Source organism: Legionella sp. W10-070 (genome assembly GCF_900640175.1).
GTDB lineage: Bacteria > Pseudomonadota > Gammaproteobacteria > Legionellales > Legionellaceae > Tatlockia.
The window spans coordinates 1-14,485 of sequence record NZ_CAAAJC010000012.1 but is presented as its reverse complement, the minus strand read 5'-3'; the positions used below and the strand labels follow the sequence as shown (position 1 = coordinate 14,485).

Below are 14,485 nucleotides of genomic sequence, written 5' to 3'. Positions count from 1 at the left end.
TCAACCTGCAGAAAAGACGGCTGAAGCCCTGATTAACAAAACTTTAACCAAAAGCATTAATGCCAGTAATGTGACGCCCAAGCACCAAAGTATGCACATTATCAGTCCCTTCATAAGTGAATACAGACTCTAAATTAAGCATATGGCGAATAACATGATATTCAAGACTTATGCCATTGCCCCCCAGGAGGTTGCGGCAAGCTCTTGCAATTTTTAACGCTTCCCGGCAGGCGTTCCCCTTTGCCAGTGAAATCATAACCGGTGTTTCACGCTGCTCATCCTTCAAACGGCCAATCTGCAAATTAAGGCATTGTGCTTTAATAACCTCAGTATACATATCAGCCAGATCTTTTTGGATCAGCTGAAAAGAGGCCAGCGGTTTTGCAAACTGTTTACGCTCCAATAAATAGTCACGCGTAATATCAAAACAAGCCATCGCCGCCCCCATTGCCCCCCAGGCAATGCCATAGCGAGCCTGGCTTAGGCAACTTAAAGCAGCACCTAGCCCCTTATCACTTAAAGGCAAGAGATTCTCATCAGGAACAAACACATCGTCAAAAACCAACTCACCGGTAATTGAAGCACGTAACGACATTTTATGCTTAATTTCCAAGCGCTTGAAACCCTTGAATTCTTTTTCGACAATGAAACCACGAATACCTGAATCGGTTTTAGCCCAAACAATGGCAATATCGGCAATTGGCGCATTGGTAATCCACATTTTGGCACCGTTCAAACACCAGCCGCCATTGACTTTTTTGGCATAAGTTCTCATGCTGCCCGGATCGGAGCCCGAGTCAGGCTCTGTCAAACCAAAACAGCCAATAACATCCCCTGCCGCCATTGCAGGCAAAAAGCGCTTCTTTTGTTCTTCACTTCCATAACGGAAAATAGGGTACATGCATAATGAACTCTGTACTGAAACAAAGCTGCGCAAACCGCTGTCGCCACGTTCTAATTCCTGACAAACTAAGCCATAAGCCACGTAAGAAGCTTCAGCCCCTCCGTATTCGGCAGGCAAGGTTAGACCTAACAACCCCAAATCAGCCGATTTTTTAATCAGTTGTTGGGGAAATTCTGCATGCTCGAAAGCATCTTCCATCAAAGGTATCACATCCTGGCTGACAAAACGTGAAACACTATCGCGAATCATGCGCTCATCATCATGTAGCTGCTCATCAAGAAATAACAAATCGTCCACGTTCCTTCTCCCTTTTCACTGAATGTAATGCCAGCACCGCCGCAATAATTGACTCGCGGCTAGGTAACAAATATTGCCAGGCAGCGCCTAATGGAATAAAGCAATCTTCTCCAGTAATTCGTTTTATTTTTAAACGGCTTGAAGCCTGCTCCACCAACAAGGTGATTAATCCCTCACTAAGTGATGCGCTTTGCCTCCCTTCATCAACAATTAACACCCGCTTGGCTTTGGCAACTTCGCGCAACAGGGCTTCCGCAGGCAAGGGACTTAACCAGCGCAGATCAACTACCTTCACGCTGATATTATGTTGTTCTTTTAATAACTTGGCTGCCTGCCTGGATAGATAATAACCATTTGCATAACTCAGGATAACTGTATCACCTTCACCATAAACTCCGACCTCGCCCATGTCGATAGTTTTTTCTATCGCAGGGTATTCAAATAACCAGCCATTATCTCCTGTCTCATGCAAATCTTTGGTCATATACAAAGCAATCGGCTCTAAAAACACCACTACCCGCCCGTCTTGATGAGCCAATTTCATGCAGGTGCGCAGCATCATCGCCGCATCCGGTCCATTAGACGGACATGCGACAATAACCCCCGGTAAATCGCGTAATATGGCAATGGAATTATCATTATGAAAATGACCGCCAAAGCCCTTCTGATACGCCAGAGAGGCAATACGAATAACCATGGGATTCTGGTATTGCCCATTGGAAAAGAAGGATAAAGTAGAGGCTTCACCCCGTAACTGATCTTCCGCATTATGCAGATAAGCCAGAAACTGAATCTCCGGCACAGGGATAAACCCGTTATGCGCCAAGCCAATAGCGGTTCCCAGAATTGTAGTTTCATCCAACAGCGAATCAAACACTCGCCGCTGGCCAAATCGTGCCTGCAAATCCGCTGTCACCCGGTAAACGCCTCCCTTTTTGCCCACATCCTCACCAAATACCAGCATATTGGGGTATTGCATCATTAAATCCGTTAAAGCGAAATTAATGTTCTGGCATAAATTACGCTTCATGGCTAATTGGTTATAAGCACTGGCAAAAATCTTCCGACGCCGGCTTTCATCAGGTGGCAAATACACGCGCTTGTTACGCGTTTTTGGCAGTAATGCTGACATTACTTCCTGGGCGCTATTCATTTTCGGCAACCGAATGGCCTCCATTGCCTTCGCTTCAATCAGCGTTCGGTTGTCTTCATACAAACTGAGCATTGCCTTGGTGCTCATCCAGCCTTCACGGTATAAAATGCCAGCCGTATAAAGCAGAGGATCATTCCCTTCCCGATGCTCTATTTCAGCCTGACTGGAGTATTGGGATTCAATATCAGAGCCAGCATGGCCTAACAGACGCTCACATTTCACATGCAAAAATACCGGTTGTTTTTTAATTCTTGCCAACTGCTCTGCCTGCATTGCTTTCTGATAAACATCAGCGATATTTAAACCGTCACAAGCAATATAATTCAATCCTGGACGTTGGCTTATTGACGCTTCTATCCAATCAGCAGGCGTGGGGACTGAAATGCCAATCCCGTTATCTTCACAAATCAGCACTAATGGCAGGGGATAAGACTGGGTTGCAATCCAGGAGCAGGCGTTGAGTGTAGTTTGGGCTGATGCATGATTCGTTGAAGCATCTCCAAAGGAGCAGAGAATAAGCGCATCATCAGGTAATTTACTGCTGATTGACAGTTCCCTGGCTCGAGTAATGGATAACGCAGCACCCAATGCCTTAGGCAGGTGTGAAGCAATAGTAGAAGTCTGTGGCGGAATATTTAAGGAGACACTGCCAAAGACCTTATGCCGGCCACCAGCGATGGGGTCATCAGCTGCAGCCACTAAAGAAAGTAAAATATCGCGAACCCCATCAGAACTCGACAATTGTTTTGCACGCTGTAAATAAAAAGCGCCGCTGCGATAATGTAAAAAAGCCATATCGCTTAATCGAAACACTTTCCCCAGGACTGCATTACCCTCATGACCGCTGCTACCTATAGTATAATAGGACAAGCCTTTCTCTTTCAGCTGACGAGAAATAAGATCCAATAAACGCGATTTAATTTGGGAATCGAATAATTCAATAGCAGTTTTCTTGTTTACCCCTGCCTCCAGGGGAGTGGAGGAACTTCTAATAGAAGGAAAATCTGCCTGCTTTACGCGGCGGATAAATTGTTCATCGACTACACTCGCTCTATCTAGCATCTTAGCACCCTGTCTTATATCCTGAATATCCTTTTGGTAGCATCAAGCAATTAACATCTCAGCCGATACAATGGGCATCAGTATAGTGAAATGCCTTTATAAATGACAAGAAAATTCAGTTAAAGGAACGAAGATGGCGGTTGATATTTCATATAATCCCATTGTTAGGTTAAATCCTACACAGGAATTGAAAATTACTAAAGCCGATACGGAGCTTTATGTAGGTCAAATTTTAAAAACGGTTGTTGTAAAGGCGCTAAGCGAAAGTCAGGTACTGATTAATATCAATGGCCAGAATATTAATGCCAAAACCTCGCATCATTTAACCCCTGGCGAGTTACTGCAAGCCAAGGTAATCCAAACAAAAGGAGAAGTTGTCCTGCAAATATTAGGGGAAAAACCATCCTCGTTAAATCCGATACAAACGGCTTTGGCGCAGGCAATTCCCAGGCAGGCTCCAGCCACTTATTTATTTGCAACACTAAGTGCTTTTGAAAATATGCCCAATATACCCGCAGCAATTCAACAGCAAATTCAACAATTATTAGGCAGTATTTCACCACTCAACCAGCTTCCGCAGCAATTAGCCCAGGCTCTCGTTCATAGCGGATTCTTTCTGGAAAATGTGTTGCTCCAATGGCGTCATAATAAAACCAACGACATTGCAGAGCAGGATTTTAAAGCGCAGTGCCTACGCCTTTTGGCGCTGTTATGTGAAGAAGGAAGCATTTCCTCCGTTTCATCTAATAACCCAATGAAAGCATCTTATCAGGATGAAACATTGCCTTTACCTGGCGCAATTCCCCAACCTTTACCACGTTTCCCTTCCTGCCCCCTCAACAATCAGTCATTGGATGATATGCTTATGCTTTTGCAGGAGCAAACGGGACAAACGTTAGAAAGGATCAAAACCGGCCAGTTAATGCATCTTTTGAACTCCCCAGATCAGCCCTATAGCCTCATGATCGATTTACCAGTCAAGACCCAGGAAGGTCCAGAAATCATCCCCTTATTAATACAGGAAGAACGTCAATTAGACACATCTGCCTCAGCCTGGTCTATCAGTTTTGCTGTTAATCTTTCAAATTTAGGCGACATTCAAGCAAAAATTAAACTGCAGAAGACAATAATTGATATAAACCTGAATTCTGATAACCCGGCAACACTGGAATTACTGGCACTCTGCCAGCCAATTTTTGCTGATTTACTCAAAGGTTCAGGATTGACCCTTGGCCTATGGGGACTGCATCTGGGGCTTCAGGATGGCGATATTGACACCAGCAACCTCCATTTACTGGACATACGCATATGAAAAAGAAAAAAAAACAAGCCATTGCCTTGCATTATGACGGCAAATCAGCACCGAAAGTCACGGCGAAAGGGGAAGGATTGATTGCCGAACAAATCATCCGTGTCGCCAAACAACAGGGTATTCCCTTGCAGCAGAACGAACAATTGACCACCCTGCTTTCAGAAGTTAAATTAAATCAGGAAATCCCCCCCAAACTTTATATCGCTGTGGCTCAATTGCTCACATTCCTTTATCACATTAATGGGAAAACACCCAAGGATTACCATGAATAACCCTGATTGGCAAAAACTGTTCAAATATTCTACAATTTAGCTATCGGAACAGACTTGAGGTTATTATGAAACGGATAGCATTATTACCTATGTCAATCGTTTTGAGTGCTTGCGGTTTCACCAATACTGAAGTTGTTGAATACAGGCAAGTTTCCGTAGCCCCGGTAGTCACTACCCGGGTCGTTTCTACACCAGTAGTAACCAAACGTTGTTGTCCAACTGCTGTTGTCAGAACACCCAAATGTTGTGCATCTACTGTAGTAACCAGGCCCAGCTGTTGTCGCTCTACTGTGGTGACAACTCCCGTTGTTACCAGTGCTGTCTATGATTCGGTAAGTATCATCGACACTGAACCTGCGGATGTAACAACTACAACGATTGAATATTACTAATAGGCATCTTAATAACCTTGATGCGTTTAATTCCATTAAGGTTATTATGCAAGCACTTCTTTTAGGAAATTAGTCATCGCTTGCAAAGCACGACGTTCTGCCTTGGCGTTATAAACAGTTCCCAGTTGGGTATCGTGAGCATGTGGATTAGCAAACGCATGCTGGGTATGCCCATACATATGGACTTGCCAATCAACATCAGCCTCTGTCATTTCACGACAAAAATCATTAACCTGTTCAGGCTTGACCATTGGGTCATCATAGCCATGTAAAACTAAGATCCTGGCGCAAATTTTCTCATTGGAAAGATCTTTGGGTTTCTCCAATAGGCCATGAAAACTGACTACTCCTCTTAATTCAGCCCCGCTACGTGCCAAATCCAGGGCACAAAGGCCGCCAAAGCAAAAACCAATAACTGCAATGCGGTTATTATCCACTTCTGGCATGCCTATTATTGCATCATAAGCGGCACGTATACGCTCGCGCAATAAAACACGATCATTCACCAAAGGCTGCATAAGCCCCATTTTTTCATGGGTACTGGCTCCCAGACGCCCATGCCCATACATGTCTAATGCAAAGCCGACGTAGCCCATTTTTGCCAGCATTTCTGCCTTTTCACAGGCAAATTCATTACGTCCTGACCAATCATGAACTACCAATACTGCCGGCCGCGACTGATCAATTTCATCATCATAAGCCAGAAATCCATACAGTTCCTGCTCCCCATGGTGATAAATATAGTTTGACGTATGCATAAATTAATCCTTTTTCCATAATTGTTTCTAAGTCTAAATTGATCTTCGTAAATGTCCAGTATCCCTGAATTAAAATCATTTCATTTCAAATATAGCCAAATCGGGTATTTCTGAACTAATATTAACTTATGGTAGCAAAAATAGGGACTAGATATGCTTGCAAATGCATTGACAGAATTTAGAGACCTGCTCCATGCGCAATTATGTTACCAGTTATTTATTACTCCTTTGCACCTTCCCATTGAAAAGGAATACCGGGAGTTCGCGCGCAAAGCCTGCGAAATTTTCACAGAAAAACGCACAGAGGTCATTCACTGCCCTATTCCGCGACACCATGTCATCCATCGTTTTGCACCAGCGATTAAATCACACGGCCGAAAGATACTTATCACTCATGGCTGGATGTCAAGAGCCGCTTACATGATAAGGCTTATAAATACACTACAGCAGCAAGGGTTTGATGTCTATGCCTTAGATTTCCCGGCACATGGTGAAGCAAAGGGGATGCAATTGCCCTGGACTGATGCGGTATCACTGCTGAAACATGTATTAAACCATTTAGGGCCATTTTATTCTGTAATTGGCCACTCATTTGGCGGCTCCATGCTTTTAAACACTTTAAACCTTTCGAGTCAATTTCCAGAGTGGCATGTAGAAAGAGAACCTGAGCGGGTAGTACTTATCGCCTCTCCCACGCGCATGCGAACACCTGTTGGCAAATTGGCCAGACGCTTTAAGCTAAGCAGCAGGGGCTTTTTATTGTTGCGTGAGCTTTTTCGTCAGCATGCCATGACTGATTTGAAAAATCTTGATTTTCATCACTATATTATGCGTGCAAAAACCCCTGTTTTATGTATTCATGGAACCGAAGATGAATCCATTGAACCGAATGAATCAACAACTTTCTGTGAAAAATATCCTTATGGGTACTTAGCCTTGCTGCCTGGTGCTGATCATGTCAGCGTGCTGGTTGATGAGAGGGTAGAGAAAACTGTTTCGCAATTTTTATTTTGATATGGCTCATTCTACTGACTTGTTAATCAAGCGTTTGTCGGTAACGCTTAAAACCAATCGACATGATAACAAGGGTAAACAAAACGATGGGGACCACTTCACGCCAAACTTCCATAAAACCATTCCCTTTCAACAAAATACCTCGCACTATAATCAGAAAATGGGTCAAAGGCAGCAGCTCACCTATCCACTGCGCCCATTCAGGCATCCCGCGAAAGGGAAACATAAAACCCGATAATAAGATAGACGGCAAAAAGAAAAACATTGCCCCCTGCACTGCCTGCAGTTGATTGGATGCAAGCGTTGAAAAAGTTAATCCCATTGACAGGTTTGCAGCAATAAACGGTAAGCAAAGAACAAGTAACAGCAGAATACTTCCCTGCATGGGTACACCAAACAGGGTCTTTGCTGTTAACAAAATCAACAACACCTGCATATAACCGACAATAATATAGGGAATAATTTTTCCTAACATGACCTCAATAGGCCGAAGCGGAGTGGCCAGTAAATTTTCCATTGTTCCCCGCTCAAATTCCCTTGTAATAACCAACGCGGTAATGATCACCATTGTCATAGTCAATACAACACCCAGTAAAGCGGGTACAATGTTATAGGCAGTAATCGCCAGGGGATTATATTTCGCATGCACCAGAGGAATATAAGGAGGTGATGATGCGGCCAAATGATTGAGCGGTCCGACTAATTCTTCCTTCAGTACCAAAGAAGCGAGCTCTGCAAATACATTAACTGCCCGACTGGTTGCTGCCGGATCAGTGGCATCAGCTTCAAGCAATAGGGTAGGTTTTAAACCTCTCACCAGGTCATTAGAAAAATCAGGTGGAAAATTGACTACAAATTGTACTACACCTCTATTTAATAAATCATCTGCCTCTGCCTCACTTGATGCGGGCTTTATAAATTTAAAATAGGTCGATTTTTCCATGCCAGCAAGGATCCGTCTAGCTAAATCGCTATGGTCCGGATTCACAATCGCGGTTGGTAAATCTCGCGGGTTTGTATTGATCGCATAGCCAAATAATATTAATTGAATCAAGGGAATACCAATAATCATTGCAAACGTTGCTTTATCTCGCCCCATTTGAATAAATTCTTTGACGATGACAGCTAGCAGGCGGGGGATTGATAAAATCTTCAATCGACTTCTCCGTGAGACTTCACAAGACTTATAAACGCGTCTTCCAAGGTAGATTCTATTGCCTTCCAGACGATGGGATGTTCTTTGGCCAGCGCTTCCAATTCTGATTCTATCAATAACTGCTCATAACCACAGATATGAATTTTATTGCCAAATAACGCAGCCTGAGTTATTCCCTTTATCTGTTTAGTCTTCTGCAGCAACGAAGTAGTGACCTTGCCATCAATCTGCCATGTGCTGAGTCCTGTTTTCTCAATCACCTCTTTAACCGTCCCGGTTATCAGTAAATCACCATAAGCCAGATATGCCAGGCAAGTGCAGCGCTCCGCTTCATCCATATAATGAGTTGAAACCAATGTAGTAATTCCCTGTTCACTTAATGCATGGATCCGATCCCAGAATTCACGACGAGCGATTGGGTCTACACCTGCAGTGGGTTCATCCAGAAGTAATAAATCAGGTTCATGAAGCAGGCAAGCAGCAAGGGCAACGCGTTGTTTCCAGCCTCCAGACAATTGTCCTGTAAGTTGTTTGCGTCGATGAACCAATCCAAGATCTTGCAAGGCTTTTTCCACTCTTGCTTTTTTATTATCCATGTTATAAACACGGGCAATGAAATTTAAGTTTTCCTCAATACTCAAATCAGTATAGAAACTAAATTTCTGCGTCATATAACCAACATGTTGTTTTATTTTTTCAGACTCCGTCAAAATATCATAGCCTAAACAGGTTCCCTGGCCTGCATCAGGTGTGAGCAGTCCGCATAACATCCGGATAGTGGTGGTTTTCCCGCTGCCATTAGGTCCTAAAAATCCGAAAACATCGCCTTTATTAACGCGTAAGGCAATATCGTTGACGACTATCTTTTCATCAAACGATTTACGCAGATTACTGACATTAATAACAGGCTCTTCTTGATTCATGGCAATATTACCGTTACGGGTTGACCTGGTTTAAACGCTTCAGGCTGCATAATCCTTGCCTTGATCCGGAAAACAAGCTTATCACTATTTTCTCGACTATAAACTAACGGGGGTACATACTCTGCCTCAGGGGAGATATAAGTGATTATTGCGTTACTTGTTTCAGAGCAACCATAACAAATAAACCGGATTGTTTGCCCTTTCTTTAATAGCGGCAAACTTTCTGCAGGAACATAAAATTCGATACGAGTATTTTCAGGAGACAGGATGGATAATACCGCCTGTTGACTTCCTACGAATTCACCAACCTGATAGTAGGTATCAAAAACATAACCGTCATCAGATGAGTACATTTTTTTTTGCTCCAACTGCCAACGAGCTTCATTCAGCTTGGCAAGTAATGAAGTAACTTGAGCTTGTTGCGCTTTAATTTGCTCATCGCGACTGCCAAGCCTTGCCAGCTCAAGGTTAGATTGATATTGAGCCTTAAGCTGTTGCTGTTCTTTATGCTGAGCGATGGCTTCATCCAGGCTGTCTTTATCCGTAGCCCCTTTTTTAAAAAGTTCCTGCATTCGGTGAACTCTGATTTCTGTAAGCTTTAACCTGGCATCAGTTTGTTCAATTTGCGCCTTGATAGCCGCAATTTCAGGGTTTCGACGTGGTTGTTCCAGGTCATTGAGAATTTTTTGCGCCTGCAATAAATCGGCTTGGTTTTGCTTTACAATTAACGCCTGAGGATTTTCATCCAGCTGAAAAAGTAGTTGCCCTTTCTTTACCTTGTCCCCTCGGTCAACAAACAATTTTTCAAGAATTCCTGAATTAGGTGAAGCCAGATAGACCGTCTCGCCTTCCACATAACCTTGGTAGCTGCGTTTTTCAGTTTGCTGACAGCTTATTGCCATTACTGCCAGCAGAATAATGAACGGATATCTAGCTTTCATAGAATCTCTGATATTTTTTAATTAGTATAATGGAAGCTAATGGGTATTTCAGCTCTTCTAAAAGTGCAGGCTATTTTTTATCTATGATTGCAAAAATTCCATGTCGTGGCCTTATGAGACAATTTAAGCAAAATTATAGTAACTAACTCCATGCCAGACTTTTATGTAAATTCGGAAAATAAAGTTATTCACAAAGTCCCCGGTGGCAAATTATATCAAAGCGACTCGACAACAGCCGGACTCAAATCACTGGGGAAGACGCTTTCCTATCTCGATAATAAAGGAAACCTCGTCCAACTACCTGAGTCAAGAACAGCAGAAATCCAATCGGCACAAAAAGAAGGTGTGTGCGCATTTGTAGCAGCTAAATATCAATTCTATGGCAAATTTTTTCCAGGTCCGGAACGCTACAATGAAATATTAATTTCCGATTACCGCAAAACAACCACAACACTAACAAAAGAGAAAGCAGAGGAAGATGAGCTTATCGATAAATTTAATCAATACTTCAATCCTGATATACATAAATCCGAGAAGCATTTTGCCAAATCCATTTTGGATAACTCCAGTAACTTCTCCATAACCCATCGTAACCTTCTTACTGAATTCATAGCTAGTAAAGAAGATGACCTGACTTATTTTGCCATCAATCGTCAATCAGAAGCACTTTTAAATGCAGCCCAAAAAGCAGCTAAAACATTTGATTTCGACATAGCAAAAGCCGTAGCTGAAGAGCTCATAGCAAATGGGGTGGCTATTAACGATTTGGCATTGGAAGATAAAGCATCCTTCTATGATAATGCCCTCCATGCTCATATTTGGCATCTCCAAGGTTACTCCGCCACAGACTGGCACCCAAGGTACGGACTAAAATCCCTACTGGAGGCTCTGCGAGAAACACACTTTATCGCTACTGTTACTTCCAATATAGAGGTCAATTCGGAAAAAGCGCCATTTGTAGAATATTCAGGGAAGGATGAAAAAGGTTATCTGATTTTTGACAATGTTGCTGTTGCTGCTGAAGAAGATATTGATACGCATGTGATAAGGATTATTGGAGCAGAGTTAAATGATGATGACGGCAATATCTACTTTATCGACCCCAATAACGCGAGTTATCCAGAGCTCCCCAGGATGATTCATCGAATACCTTACACGCTTTTTGATCAAATTTTGCGGAAAAATTATGACCATGTAACATCCTCCAAAACCTGGCTTTATCGCGCCGATACGCATTTGAATAATAAAGAAGCCAGCATGGCATTGGAAGAAGCTAATCGCTCACAAACCAGAAAACGCTATTTAGAAGATGAAGAGGCTACACCCCAAGACTCCGCTTTTTTTGATAGAAGAAAAAAATCGACCAATGCAGAATCCATCGAGCCATCATCCACTGTGTTTAAACCTTCTAACTGAGATAACTAACACTGACCAATTAACGGGATTACCAGAACTGTCTCATATTCTGGTAATCTGATCTTTAATATGAAATAGTATACAATCCACACCCTATCCTGCCTTATAGGGAAATAACCTTACATAACAAATCCAGATGAGGATATATGAAATTTGATTTGATTGTTTTAGGTGGCGGCAGTGGTGGCATCGCCAGCGCCGTACGGGCCGCTCGACATGGAGCCAGTGTTGCGGTAGTTGAGGAACAACATCTGGGAGGAACCTGTGTTAATCTCGGCTGCGTTCCTAAAAAAGTAATGTTTAATGTTTCCATGATAGCTGAGGCATTAAGAAAATCACCTGACTACGGCTTTCACCCAAGTGAAATGAAGCTGGACTGGCAAATGCTAGTCGCCAAACGAAATGCCTATATTGAAAAGTTACGTGAAGTATATGCCAAGCGTTTTAATGAATATAAAATGACCTACCTCCATGGTAAAGGGGTCTTTGTGGATGCCAATACCGTTGATGTTTGCGGAAAACAATATCAGGCGGATCATATCATCATTGCCACAGGCGGCGAGCCATTACTTCCCCATGATCTCCTCGGTATTGAACATGCTATTGATTCTGACGGATTTTTTTCACTTTCTGCAAGACCTGATAAAGTAGCCGTTATTGGTAGCGGCTATATAGGTGTTGAGTTAGCAGGCTTGCTACACAGCCTGGGGGCAGAAACCCATTTACTTATACGAGGCGACCGCCCACTCACACGATTTGATTCCACATTAGGGGAAACATTGCTGGAAATCATGCAACAACAAGGAATTAAAACCCATCTTAACCACCAGGCACATAGTATTGTATTACAAGAAAATAATCTCAAAACAATCAAATGCCATAGTGGCTCAGTCATTGAGGACTTAGATTCCGTCATTGCAGCCGTAGGTAGAATACCACGTACCTTTGATCTTAATCTTGATGCTATAGGCGTTGTCAAAGATCAACGAGGGCTTATTGAAGTCGATCAGTACCAGAATAGTTCTATCCCAGGTATCTATGCTCTGGGTGATGTAACGGATGCCCCCGCGTTAACTCCAGTAGCCATTGCAGCTGGACGTAAGCTTTCTGATCGTCTTTTTGGCGGCCAGAAAGAGGCTCACCTGAATTATGAGAATATTTGTTCCGTTGTCTTCAGTCATCCACCGATTGGTTCTGTTGGCTTAAGCGAAGAAGAAGCTATTGCCAAATTTGGCAACGAGCAAATTAAGATTTATAAGACAAAATTCAATCCCATGTCTGATGCACTCAGTGAAGAAAAAACACCCACCGTTATGAAGCTGGTAACTACTGGTAAAGATGAGAAGATTGTCGGCCTTCACATGATAGGTTATGGGGTTGATGAAATGTTACAAGGCTTTGGTGTCGCGATTAAGATGGGCGCTTGTAAACGTGACTTCGACAATACTGTTGCAATCCACCCTACCAGCTCTGAAGAACTGGTCACAATGGTTTAAAATATAAATGGATAGTATTCGAGCTTATAGAAACAAATTTCCTATCCTTGGAGAACGAGTTTACATTGATCCTCAAGCAACTGTCATTGGTGATGTAACACTTGGAAATGATGTTTCCATATGGCCTATGGCAGTAATTCGTGGTGATGTTAATTTCATAAGGATCGATGATTTATGTAACATTCAGGATGGTGCAGTCTTACACGTTACTCATGATGGCCCCTATACGCCAGGAGGAGTGCCATTAATACTTGGCAAAGGAATTACTGTCGGCCATAAAGCGGTTTTGCATGCTTGCCTCATAGAGGATTACTGCTTAATTGGAATGAATGCATTAATTCTTGATAATGTCCATATTGAGAATCATGTGATGGTCGCTGCAGGAAGCCTTGTTCCTCCGGGAAAACATCTGCAAAGCGGCTATTTATACCTTGGAAATCCAGCTCGTGCAATACGCCCGCTAACCGAGGAAGAATGGACTAATCTAGAGTACTCAGCCAATCATTATGTAAAACTTAAAGATGACTACTTATCCGACCTTTAATCACTCTCTGGCAGTTCATCAAATTGTTTCAAATCTGCTACTTTATCTTCCCAGGATGAGCGACTGGCGTAATAAATATGAGCCGTTGGTTCTAGAAATGCATCGTCATCAACGGTCCCTGCCGGTAAAACCACATAAGCGTCTTTCTCCTGCCTAGGGAGTGGACAGCCGCAGGTATTGCAGAATGCACGTTGTTTTCTTGTCCCCTCTAACTTGAAATGGGTAATGTTACTTTGACCTTTTTCCCATAATAATTGAGCATTATTAAAGAAAACAGTGGCTCCATGAATTGTACCGGTTTCTTTTCTACACCGGCTACAATGGCATAAATACATCGCTGTTGGCTTTTCCCCGGTAATGACATAGCGACAAGAACCGCATAAACATTCACCTTTATATTGATTCATTGCAGAACCTCTTTAAGCTCAAAACTATAAACGCCAGGAAAAGGATAGCAATAATCACTGCAATTGAGAATCATTATTATTCTCTGCACAGTACGATATGCTGTTGAGGAGTCTTGATGGATACCCATAGCGAGTAATATACAAGCAGATTTCAAGCTATAAGTCTTGATAAAAAGTTTAATGTCTGAGTCTCGGGCTTCATTTCGTTTCACCCAGGCTACTTGCTGCTATTTTTTGCTTTCAAAATCACAGGCACTTCAAATCATAATTTTGACAGGAATAGCAGGTATAAAAAAAGCGGCAATAAGCCGCTTAAGAAAAAAAGCCCTGGCGATGACCTACTTTCACATGGGGAGACCCCACACTATCATCGGCGCGGGTCTGTTTCACTTCTGAGTTCGAGATGGATTCAGGTGGTTCCAGACCGCTATGGTCGCC

14 protein-coding genes and 1 rRNA gene are annotated in these 14,485 nt (G+C 42.7%); 7 read left to right on the top strand and 8 right to left on the bottom strand.

Annotated elements, in window-relative coordinates:
• Positions 1-43 precede the first annotated feature (43 nt).
• Together E1O65_RS06715 and E1O65_RS06710 are read right to left on the bottom strand one after the other, a co-directional pair.
• Positions 44-1,153: an acyl-CoA dehydrogenase family protein gene (locus E1O65_RS06715; RefSeq protein WP_207384235.1), complete on the bottom strand. Its 1,110-nt coding sequence runs from the start codon at positions 1,151-1,153 to the stop codon at positions 44-46.
• Positions 1,154-1,178: 25 nt separating this feature from the next.
• Entirely contained in the window at positions 1,179-3,416 is a 2,238-nt protein-coding gene (locus E1O65_RS06710; RefSeq protein WP_133132831.1) for a thiamine pyrophosphate-dependent enzyme, read from the bottom strand.
• 133 nt (positions 3,417-3,549) lie between these two features.
• Between E1O65_RS06710 and E1O65_RS06705 the strand changes: the two genes are divergently transcribed.
• The 3 genes from E1O65_RS06705 to E1O65_RS06695 all read left to right on the top strand — a co-directional run bounded on the left by E1O65_RS06705 (position 3,550) and on the right by E1O65_RS06695 (position 5,392).
• Entirely contained in the window at positions 3,550-4,728 is a 1,179-nt protein-coding gene (locus E1O65_RS06705) for a flagellar hook-length control protein FliK (protein WP_133132830.1), read from the top strand.
• Entirely contained in the window at positions 4,725-5,000 is a 276-nt protein-coding gene (locus tag E1O65_RS06700; protein ID WP_133132829.1) for an EscU/YscU/HrcU family type III secretion system export apparatus switch protein, read from the top strand. Before E1O65_RS06705 ends, E1O65_RS06700 begins: the two co-directional genes overlap by 4 nt.
• A 65-nt stretch (positions 5,001-5,065) precedes the next feature.
• Complete coding sequence (locus E1O65_RS06695) at positions 5,066-5,392, top strand: hypothetical protein (RefSeq protein ID WP_133132828.1); 327 nt, start codon at positions 5,066-5,068, stop codon at positions 5,390-5,392.
• Positions 5,393-5,436: 44 nt separating this feature from the next.
• Here E1O65_RS06695 and E1O65_RS06690 read toward each other — a convergent pair whose 3' ends face one another.
• On the bottom strand, positions 5,437-6,150 hold the full coding sequence (locus tag E1O65_RS06690; RefSeq protein ID WP_133132827.1) for a dienelactone hydrolase family protein: 714 nt from the start codon (positions 6,148-6,150) through the stop codon (positions 5,437-5,439).
• Positions 6,151-6,303: 153 nt separating this feature from the next.
• On the opposite strand from E1O65_RS06690, the gene E1O65_RS06685 reads away from it, so the two are divergent.
• The gene (locus E1O65_RS06685; RefSeq protein ID WP_133132826.1) at positions 6,304-7,164 is read left to right on the top strand and encodes an alpha/beta fold hydrolase; all 861 of its coding nucleotides are present in this window, start codon (positions 6,304-6,306) and stop codon (positions 7,162-7,164) included.
• A gap of 22 nt (positions 7,165-7,186) precedes the next feature.
• On the opposite strand, the gene E1O65_RS06680 is transcribed toward E1O65_RS06685, so the two are convergent.
• The 3 genes from E1O65_RS06680 to E1O65_RS06670 are packed head-to-tail and all read right to left on the bottom strand — an operon-like array spanning position 7,187 to position 10,184.
• On the bottom strand, positions 7,187-8,320 hold the full coding sequence (locus tag E1O65_RS06680; RefSeq protein ID WP_242601551.1) for an ABC transporter permease: 1,134 nt from the start codon (positions 8,318-8,320) through the stop codon (positions 7,187-7,189).
• Positions 8,317-9,243, bottom strand: coding sequence for an ABC transporter ATP-binding protein (locus E1O65_RS06675; RefSeq protein ID WP_133132825.1), 927 nt, complete (start codon positions 9,241-9,243; stop codon positions 8,317-8,319). Before E1O65_RS06675 ends, E1O65_RS06680 begins: the two co-directional genes overlap by 4 nt.
• A complete protein-coding gene (locus E1O65_RS06670; RefSeq protein WP_133132824.1) occupies positions 9,240-10,184 on the bottom strand; it encodes an HlyD family efflux transporter periplasmic adaptor subunit in 945 nt (314 codons plus the stop codon). Before E1O65_RS06670 ends, E1O65_RS06675 begins: the two co-directional genes overlap by 4 nt.
• A gap of 150 nt (positions 10,185-10,334) precedes the next feature.
• Between E1O65_RS06670 and E1O65_RS06665 the strand changes: the two genes are divergently transcribed.
• The 3 genes from E1O65_RS06665 (at position 10,335) to E1O65_RS06655 (ending at position 13,640) form a co-directional block, all read left to right on the top strand.
• On the top strand, positions 10,335-11,600 hold the full coding sequence (locus E1O65_RS06665; RefSeq protein WP_133132823.1) for a hypothetical protein: 1,266 nt from the start codon (positions 10,335-10,337) through the stop codon (positions 11,598-11,600).
• Positions 11,601-11,746: 146 nt separating this feature from the next.
• Positions 11,747-13,096, top strand: coding sequence for a glutathione-disulfide reductase (gorA, locus tag E1O65_RS06660; RefSeq protein WP_133132822.1), 1,350 nt, complete (start codon positions 11,747-11,749; stop codon positions 13,094-13,096).
• 7 nt (positions 13,097-13,103) lie between these two features.
• On the top strand, positions 13,104-13,640 hold the full coding sequence (locus E1O65_RS06655) for a gamma carbonic anhydrase family protein (RefSeq protein ID WP_133132821.1): 537 nt from the start codon (positions 13,104-13,106) through the stop codon (positions 13,638-13,640).
• Here E1O65_RS06655 and E1O65_RS06650 read toward each other — a convergent pair.
• Together E1O65_RS06650 and rrf are read right to left on the bottom strand one after the other, a co-directional pair.
• Entirely contained in the window at positions 13,637-14,047 is a 411-nt protein-coding gene (locus E1O65_RS06650; RefSeq protein ID WP_133132820.1) for a GFA family protein, read from the bottom strand. The genes E1O65_RS06655 and E1O65_RS06650 overlap by 4 nt on opposite strands.
• A gap of 325 nt (positions 14,048-14,372) precedes the next feature.
• Positions 14,373-14,485: ribosomal RNA gene (gene rrf, locus E1O65_RS06645) — 5S ribosomal RNA — on the bottom strand; the annotation flags it as partial.